This window comes from Pediococcus ethanolidurans, from assembly GCF_001437405.1.
GTDB classification, from domain to species: Bacteria; Bacillota; Bacilli; order Lactobacillales; family Lactobacillaceae; genus Pediococcus; species Pediococcus ethanolidurans.
Window position 1 is genome coordinate 1 of sequence record NZ_JQBY01000043.1, and the last position, 7397, is coordinate 7397.

General features: G+C 37.2%; 5 protein-coding genes. 4 read left to right on the top strand and 1 reads right to left on the bottom strand.

Annotated features, from left to right (window positions below; all coding sequences use genetic code 11):
* The first annotated feature begins 137 nt into the window (after positions 1-137).
* The 3 genes from IV87_RS10565 (at position 138) to IV87_RS10575 (ending at position 4999) form a co-directional block, all read left to right on the top strand.
* Entirely contained in the window at positions 138-3887 is a 3750-nt protein-coding gene (locus IV87_RS10565; RefSeq protein WP_057808079.1) for an MMPL family transporter, read from the top strand.
* Positions 3888-3983: 96 nt separating this feature from the next.
* Positions 3984-4385: an HIT family protein gene (locus tag IV87_RS10570; RefSeq protein WP_057808081.1), complete on the top strand. Its 402-nt coding sequence runs from the start codon at positions 3984-3986 to the stop codon at positions 4383-4385.
* A 71-nt stretch (positions 4386-4456) separates the two neighbouring features.
* The gene (locus tag IV87_RS10575) at positions 4457-4999 is read left to right on the top strand and encodes a hypothetical protein (protein ID WP_143053210.1); all 543 of its coding nucleotides are present in this window, start codon (positions 4457-4459) and stop codon (positions 4997-4999) included.
* Positions 5000-5011: 12 nt separating this feature from the next.
* Here the strand turns inward: IV87_RS10575 and IV87_RS10580 are convergent, their stop codons facing one another.
* Positions 5012-5476, bottom strand: coding sequence for a GNAT family N-acetyltransferase (locus tag IV87_RS10580; RefSeq protein ID WP_057808085.1), 465 nt, complete (start codon positions 5474-5476; stop codon positions 5012-5014).
* A 416-nt stretch (positions 5477-5892) separates the two neighbouring features.
* Here IV87_RS10580 and cls point away from each other — a divergent pair, with 416 nt between their 5' ends.
* Positions 5893-7350 carry a cardiolipin synthase gene (gene cls / locus IV87_RS10585; protein ID WP_057808087.1) on the top strand — a complete coding sequence of 486 codons (1458 nt, stop codon included), beginning with the start codon at positions 5893-5895 and terminating at the stop codon, positions 7348-7350.
* Positions 7351-7397: the final 47 nt, after the last annotated feature.

Sequence of the window (7397 nt, forward strand, 5' to 3'; positions counted from 1 at the left end):
TCAGGTGTTGCACTTGAATTGTAAATCGGGCAACTAAAAAATATTAAATGAAAATAAAAGAAAATTGTTTACATTTATTTTCGGAACGCTTATAATATCCTCTTGTATATTAAACTGGACATTGAAAGGAGATAAACATGCAAAAGCTTGTGAAAAACCACGGAATTGCGCTGATTGTTTGGATTGGCATTATTTTAATTAGTATTTTTAGTTTGCCAAATATCGATCAATTAGTAAGATCTCATGGTGATACCAAGATACCTAGTGCAGCACAAAGCCAAATTGCAAATCGAATTCAGTCCAAATGGGGATATGGACAAGGGAATACGACGCAAGTGGTTGCAATTTTTAATAATGGCAATCAAAAATTAACCGCAGATCAAAAAGAAAATATTAATAGTACGATTAACTATCTGCGAGATAACAAAAAGAAATTGGGGATTAAGGACATTACGGCTGCATCAGATAATGCAGAGACACGTAAACAATTAATCTCAAAAGATAAATCGACGGAACTTGTTCAAGTGCTAGTTTCTAAAAGTCATGGTTCCTATAAGACGATTGATAAGGAACTAACGAAGGCTGTTAAGACACCTAATGTGAAGTCATACATTACTGGTGGTGACATTTTAAACGAGAAGTTTTCGGAAGCCACTCAGGCTGGCGTAAAGAAAACTGAAATTATTGCAGCAATTTTCATTTTCATTGTTTTAATTTTGGTTTTCCAATCACCAATCGTGCCACTAATTTCTGTTTTCACAGTTGGTGTATCGTTTATTACAACTTTGTCAATTGTCACAAATCTAGTTTCACGGGCTAACTTCCCGTTCTCAAACTTTACGCAAGTTTTCATTGTGGTGGTTCTATTCGGAATTGGAACTGACTATAACATTTTGCTGTATGAGCAATTCAAAGAACAACTAAGTAAGGGTGAGGATCGACATACGGCTAGTCAAAAAGCACTGCACACTGCGGGACGAACGATTCTCTATAGTGGTTCTTCTGTATTTATTGGATTCTTGGCGCTTGGTTTGGCCAAGTTCTCAATCTATAAATCAGCAGTTGGCGTCGCTTTAGGAGTTGCCGTTTTGATTGTGGTTCTTTTAACCTTGAACCCATTCTTTATGCATGTTCTGGGTAAAAAGATGTTTTGGCCATCTAAGAAATTTGATGGACATTCACAAAGTAAGATGTGGCATGCGTTAGCTAACTCATCAATCTTGCATCCAATTATTGCATTGGCATTAGTATTACTTTTGACCGTACCTTTTGTGGTGACTGGTTCAGGAACTCTTAATTATGACAACTTGGATGAATTAAGTAATACTTTACCTGAAAAAATTGGTTTTAATGTGGTTAAGAAGCACTTCTCAGCCGGAACTGCTGAACCTTCCACACTTTATATTCGGTCTAACAAACGATTAGATAATGAAGAGACTTTGAAGTTAGTTGATCAAATTACGAAACAACTTCAAAAAGAAAAAGGAATTAAAACAGTTGCATCGGCTACTCAACCAGGTGGTTCGGCAATTGGCAAGTTATACGTTAAAGGTCAAGTCAAGACAGTTACGACCGGAATTGATAAGGCTCACACAGGTCTAAACACAATTGGTAAGGGGCTAACAAGTGCGTCTGACCAATTAGCCGGCACTAACATGAGTAGTGGCTTAAACAGCGTACAACAATTGATTAACGGTACTGAAGTTTTACGTAATGGATCACTAAAGATAACAGCAGGTGCTAATAAATTATCTAGTGGTGCTTCGCAAATTTCTTCAGGCGTTTCCAGCATGAGCAGTCAAATGTCACCATTGATTAGTGGTTTAAATCAATATGCTGGTGGTGTTAATACTTTAAGTTCGGGACTTAGCTTGTTAAATAGCAATTCCAGTCAATTAACTGATGGGTCACAGGAATTGTTAACTTCGGCTCAGAAACTTTCAACAGGTGTGTCTACTTTGAATTCAGCTGCTGTTCAAATTGATAGTCAATTGGATGGTTTGCAACAGACGTTGAGTGCTGGTAATTCAGCAATGAGTAGTCTTTCTGGTTTGAGCAGTAGCGTTAAACAACTCAACTCGCTGAAATCAGAACTGGCTCAATCTCAAAATGCAATTAATAGTTTGGAACAGTTAGCACCATTACTGACCGAATTAGAATCAGCTAAGAAGAACTTGTCAGCAGTTAACAGTTCGTTTGCTAGTTTGGATAAGGTTTCAAGTGCCTTAACTTCTGCAGCAACTGACTCTGCTCAAGCAGCTGCTTCAAATACGGCAGCCTTGAAGACATTGTCTGGTATTGATCAAAGTACAATGAGTACAGATGATAAAAAGAAGTTAGCAACTGCTGAGTCGCAAATTACGGCTGGTGCTAAAACAGCTGGTGCTTCTGCACAAACGATTAAAACTACTGGTGAAACTTTAAGTGGCCTTTCAAGTGTGAAGACACAAGTGGCTAGCTTAGAAAAGGAATTGAATTCAGTTAACATTGATTCCAATACAATTAGTGAGTTAAAACAGCTTGAAACAGTTATGAGTAAAGCTGAATCGTTAATGAATTCAACTAACATCAGCGAATCTCAATTAAATCAGTTAACTGCCCTTGGTACACAATTGAAGGGTGCCTCAAGCAGTATTTCTAAGTTGAAACAGTTTACAGCTGGTGTTGAACAATTAAATACACAAGTTAATAAGAACTCAGCCTTAGTAAATGGTGTTTCGAAGTTAAATGGTGGTCTTAACAAGTATGCTAATAGCGTTCAATTGGCAGCTAGTGGAGCCTCAACATTATCTGGTAAGAGTAGTGAATTAACTGGTGGTGTTGGTAAGTTAACTAGTGGTATGGGAACACTGACAACCAGTCTTGATCAACTTTCAAGTGGTGCAAGTACCTTGGCTGGATCAACCCCAGCGTTGACTAGTGGTCTTGACCAAGAAGTTTCTGGTCAAAAGCAAATGTATAGCACATTGAAAGGCTTATCTGGTAAGGTAACTAAACTTCAATCTGGTTTGAAGACAGCAGCCGATGGAACGAAGACAATTGGTTCAGGAATGACAACGGCAAATAGTTATCTTAACGGTATGGGTAATTCCTCAGTTGGGAAGACCTTCTATATCCCAGCAAGTCAAATTCATGGCAAATCATTTAAACCAGTTTTGAAGACTTACTATTCTGAGGATCGTAAAGCAACCAAGTTAACGATTGTGCTTGATTCTAATCCTGCATCTGGGGCTTCAATGGCCAAGGTTAAGGATATTCAACAACAAGTCAAAAATGACTTGCGAGGAACTTCATTGAAGAACGCAACCGTTGCAGTTGGTGGGCAAACAGCACAAACAGCTGATATCAATAAGGTTGCTGGAAGTGACTTTACCAGAACAGCTGCAATTATGATTGTTGGTATTTTAATTGCGTTGATGCTTGTTACCCGGTCAATCTTGATGCCATTCTATATCATTGGGACATTGCTCTTGGCTTATTACGGTTCATTAGGAATTACAAAAGCAATTAGTAATATCTTCTTGGGTCAATCAATGCTTACTTGGAACACACCGTTCTTTGGTTTCATTATGATTATTGCTTTGGGTGTTGATTACAGTATCTTCTTAATGATGAGGTATCGTGATTTCAACAAGAGCTTGAAACCAAGCAAGAGAATTCTTGAGGCATCAGGAATTATTGGTGCGGTTGTGCTTTCGGCAATGATTATCTTGAGTGGGACCTTCGCTGCGATGATTCCATCTGGAGTTTTGACGTTAATTCAAGTTGCTTTGGTCGTTATTATCGGCTTGATTATTTTGATTATTATCATCCCGGTATTATTACCAAGCTTAATTAAATTAACGTATGAGGGAATTTCGTTTAAGAAAAAGAAAAACAAACATTAATTTTATAATGTTTCTAAAAAGAGATGTGCGAGTTAAAAAATCGTAACATCTCTTTTTGTATAGGGCGTACAATATAGGTACTAAGGAGGCGGGATTATGAATTTTGATCCGAACTGTGTATTTTGTCAAAAACAACCCTCAGAGTATGTACTTGAGAGTAAACTCGTAATTGCATTCTGGGATATTCATCCAGTCAGCAAAGGACATTTACTGATTATTCCTAAACGGCATGTAACGCAAATTTGGGACGTTACAGGAGAAGAAAATCTTGAATTGGTACAAATGGTCGCAGATGCAAAAAAACTGTTAGATGCTAAATTTAAGCCCGACGGATACAATGTCACAATTAATTCTGGTGCGGCAGCTGGTCAAAGTGTTTTTCACTGTCATATTCATTTAATCCCGCGGTATTGGAATAAAGTAACGAAACGAGTCGGTGCAATTCCCGGACAATTTTTAGTGCCTAAAGCGCGACCGGAATTTAAAGATCTCGACTAATTTTGATAGCAAGAAACCGTAAAACAACGTATAATTCAGATAAAAGATGAGCAGCTAGAACGGGGGCGAGGATGATGAAAAAATTAAAGAGATTGGCGATCTTTGTTGGCGTTTCAATTTTAGGTTTAAGTTTAGTTTTGACTGGTTGTGCACAATCTGGAACGGATACGGGTCGATCAGTAAAAAAAGTGAGTACACCAAAAGTTTCTAAGGTTGCACCTAGTAAACAAATTCGAAACAGCAGCCAGCTATGGTATTTTTCTAAAAATTTAAAGTACAAATCTAATTCTGGAATTGAAGCTTTTATCTTTACTAAAGGTGGTACCGTTCGGGCTTACAACGTTAAAAAATATTATGCTTCCTATGCGGCAGCTAAAAAGGCTAAAGGGATCAGTAAATTTGGGCAAGGAACGTATAAGTTAAGTGTTAATAAACAAAAACAAACGGTTGTTACACTAAAAATGAAACTTTCTGGAATTCCAGCAACCTATCAATTTAAATTAAAAAAAGGTCTAGCTAAGAAATATAAGGGTCTGACGTTCTATGGGTTTAATGCAGCACGAACGGTGGATAGCGATACTGTAAATGGTGTTTTTGTGCAGGCAAAGAAGTAAACAAAAAGAAGATTATTGCGCTTTATAAAGTGGATAATCTTCTTTTTTGGTGTCCTGAAGGGTGTAGTACGCAGGCGATTCCCACAAGGATTTGCCAATTATTTTAAAGCCTTGTGCTTTATAGAAAGCAAGGGCATTCGTATTTTTTCGAACGCACTTTAAAGTGACTAAATCGGTTGCTATTTGCCTAATTTGGGCAAGTAGTTGACCACCGATACCTAAATGCATATATGCAGGATCAATGAATAAAAGATGAATGAAATTATCTTGTTGGTAAAGACTAATAAAGCCAACAATTTTGTTGTTAAGTACAGCTTTTAAAATTAATTCATCTTTTGAGTCACGTTCAAAGTCAGAAAAGTGGGGATGCTTAACCCAAGCAAAGGTTTCTTGCCGAGAATGTAGATAAATTTTTGCCAATTGAGCATTATCTGCTGTTTTAGCGGGTAAAACTAGTATCTTTTTGTCAGATTGCATTGCATATTTCACTCCAATGATATTTTTTTAAAATTGTAATTTAATTGAAACGTTAAGTTCACAAAATATTCACAATTTGTGAATACTATTAACTACATAAATAACTTTTTCATTTACTCCCCCCATAAAGTGAATGGATGGCCATGTATATGGTCATGTTACTTATTTTCCGTTGCCGCGGCAACGGTTTTTTTTGTGTCCAAAATTAAAGGTAAAGCTGGAAAGACTTATTCTTCTAGTTTTACTTTTATTTTTTTAATTTTAATACGCAGCCTGTAAAAAACAAAAGTAGTTTCAAATAAGACAAGGTAAGGGTAGAATAAAATTAGGAAAACGATTTTTCGTCCTATTTTACAATATAATCAAACTTAAATCTTTTAGAGTTACAGTAATCTATAAATTAACGGGGGATAATTATGAACTGGGTACATATTATCATAGAAACCATTGTTACACTTAATGCACTGGCAGCAATTGTCACTGTGTTTCGTGAAAAACGAGATATTGCGGCAACCTGGGCCTGGTTACTTGTCCTCATTTTTCTTCCTGTTGTTGGTTTTATTTTTTATGCATTTGCTGGTCGAAAATTACCTAAAGGCAAAATGTTTCAATTAAAAAAAGAAACTAAAATTGAATTGCAACGTGTTTTAGCACGACAGACACAGGAGCTAAACAGTGATCATACTGCAGCAGATAAAGTTGTTGAAGACGCAAGTGGCATGGCAACCATGTTTATGAATGCGGATGCCGCCTTTTTGAGTCATCGTAATCGCGTGAAATTGATTACCGATGGCAAGGAATTATTTCACGAAATGTTTCAAGATATTGAACGCGCAAAAAAACATATTCATATTGAATTTTATACTTTTTATGCAGACAAAATTGGAAATGATGTGCTGCACTTACTAGAGAAGAAAGCAGCCGAAGGTGTTGATGTCCGTGTTATTTGGGATTCTTGGGGATCGATGGGAACTAAAAATAAGTTTTTTGACCATCTTCGTGAACTCGGTGGTTATGCATCACCATTCTTGGGCACTCATTCGCCAGTGACGGACTTTCGTTTGAACTTTCGAGACCATAGAAAAATTGTGGTGATTGATGGACAAGTTGCTTATACTGGCGGCTTCAATATCGGTGATCAGTATTTAGGACGAAAGAAAAAGTTTGGTTATTGGCGTGATACCCACATGCGGATTGCGGGTTCTGGTGTTTATGGTCTGCAGGCGCGTTTTATTCGTGATTGGAATGCCACTGAACCTGAACACACGATTGATAAAGTGTTTGATCCAGGGTCTACTTATTTCCCAGTGGCTAAAGTCAATGGGAATACCAGTTTACAGGTGGTCTCGAGCGGACCAGATTCTGATACAGAAACCATTAAATTGGGTTATTTGAAGTTGATTTACTCTGCACATCGATCAATTTGGATTCAAACTCCCTATTTGATTCCGGATGACAGTGTGCTTGATGCTTTACGTGTTGCGGCGCTGTCTGGAATTGATGTGCGTATCATGATTCCACACATGCCAGACCATGCCTTTGTGTACCGAGCTACGCAGTACTATGCACGACAGTGTGCTAAATGGGGCATTCAAATTTACAATTATGACGCTGGTTTTTTACACGCCAAAACCATGGTTGTGGATGGTAAAATCGGCTCCGTTGGTTCGGCCAATATGGATTTTCGAAGTTTCAAACTTAATTTTGAGGTCAACACATTTTTGTATGACGAAAAAGTGGCTGAAAAACTGGAAGAAATATTTAAGGCAGACATTCGAAAATCAACTTTACAAACTACTAAGATGTACGATGAACAGTCGCCATGGTTGAAGTTTAAACAATATTTTTCCAGATTATTATCCCCGATTCTCTAATTTATTTTTAATTTTTAGTGTCAATCATTTTTGAAAATGTCCGAATT